Annotated in this window: 2 protein-coding genes; one reads left to right on the top strand and one right to left on the bottom strand. The window is 45.5% G+C overall.

Annotated features, from left to right (window positions below):
* A partial coding sequence (locus A3729_RS13225; protein WP_231877438.1) for a M48 family metalloprotease occupies positions 1 to 829 on the bottom strand: 829 nt, incomplete at its 3' end.
* 351 nt (positions 830 to 1,180) lie between these two features.
* On the opposite strand from A3729_RS13225, the gene A3729_RS13220 reads away from it, so the two are divergent.
* Positions 1,181 to 1,761 (top strand): PaaI family thioesterase (locus A3729_RS13220; protein WP_068633975.1); only part of this gene is annotated, 581 nt, incomplete at its 3' end.

Raw genomic sequence — 1,761 nt, 5'->3', positions numbered from 1 at the left:
GTTCTATATTACTTGCTTTAGAAATAAGGCTAAGCGCCAGGTCGTAATCTTTTTGTGCCAGGGCGGCATTCGCCTGGTCTGCCAGGTCGTAAGCTTCTTGTTTACTCTTGAGGTAGGCGATGGCTTGTTGATACGCCTCTTTACCCGAGAAGGCGTCTTTGACAGGGTTTGAGGCAGCGTATTTGATATTTGCTTCTACCCGTTCTTGAGAGGGCGGGTGTGAAGCAAATAAACCGTCAAGCCATGAACTTTTTTGCTGCTTTGATAGTGAGACAAAAACCTTTTGAAGTTCAACAGCGCCCTGCAGGTTGTAGCCAGCCTTAGCCATATATTTCATGCCGTAGTGGTCTGATTCCAGCTCGTGGTCGCGTCCATATTTGGCAGTGGTTAACCTTGCCCCTAAGTTCGCACCGCCAATAATTAAGTCTCGATAGTCATTATTCGCCAAGCCTAAACCCAGGCCCGCCATGCCGACTTGAACCAGTAAATTATCACGCTGACGCTGGGCGCCGTGTCTGGCAGCAGCGTGAACAATTTCATGACTAAGCACTGCAGCTAGTTGAGCTTCACTTTCCAGCTTTAAGAGCAGGCCACGATTAATAGCAATCTTGCCTGATGGCAGGGCCCAAGCATTAGGGACTGAGTTATTGAGAACGACAAACTCATAGGGAAGTTTTGGGACATCACTAAGGGCGGCGAGCCTCATACCAACCGTGCTGACATATTCACTAAGCTTCGGATCAAGGTTGTAGGCGCCACCTTGTGATTGCTGTGCTGGTTGGTATTGTTGCTGGCCTATTTTAACGTCTTCAGAAAAAGAGCTGAACATTAGCTGCTTTTCTCCGGTTACCGGGTTTACAGAGCAAGCGCTACAGAGCAAGGTTAGGCAGAGTAGAAGATAAGTAAAAATGGGGCGCATAAGACAATACCGGGTTCTAGTTAACAGTAAGTCAATTTTGCGCTAATGGATTCACTCTTTTCAATAGCAAATGAGTAATTACTATTGTTATAAATAGGATGCTAGGTGGAAATCTCCTGATTAATTACATTTCTTAAAAAGTGTGACATTGGTTATACTTCGGCGCTTCAAATATGTTAGCTGATAAGGAGCTGACATTTTATGCTTAACTAGAATAAGCGTTCCCAGCTAAATTATGTAACGCTGATTGTGAGAGAATGAATGAGAGACGAAACCATGTTGTTTACCCAAGTCGAAAGCTTTGTAAGCGTATTGGCTCAGTGCCAGGAGTTGGGTATTAAGGTTGTTTCTGCAAGAGAAAACGAGCTGATACTAGAATTGCCTTACAGCGAGAAGATTATCGGTAACCCAGATTCAGGGGTTATTCATGGTGGTGCGATTACCACCTTGATGGATACGACCGCAGGTGCCGGTGTGCTATGTGCAATGCCGGAGTTTGAACTCTGCCCAACACTAGATTTGCGTGTTGACTATATGCGCCAGGCAAAACCGGGGCAGTCAGTATTCGCGAGAGCAAGCTGCTACCGTTCAACCAACAATATCTTGTTTATGAAGTGTGAGGCTTATCAGATTGACCGGACTGTGGCGCATTGTGTCGCAACCTTTATGCGTATGGGCGAGAAGGGCATTCCTTCCTTAGATGTGATGACGAAAGATATTCCTGTTTATCAATCAAAGAATATTGGCAAGGTTTCTCTGCCCGAAGATTTTAAAGATTCGGTGATACAAGCGCGCGACAAGAGCGACTACAAGATACTGACCTCAGCTATTCCTTATGCGCA

The sequence above is a fragment of the Oleiphilus sp. HI0043 genome, from assembly GCF_001634935.1.
Note: the sequence above shows the minus strand (reverse complement) of the source record. Positions and strands in the feature narration are given on the sequence as shown.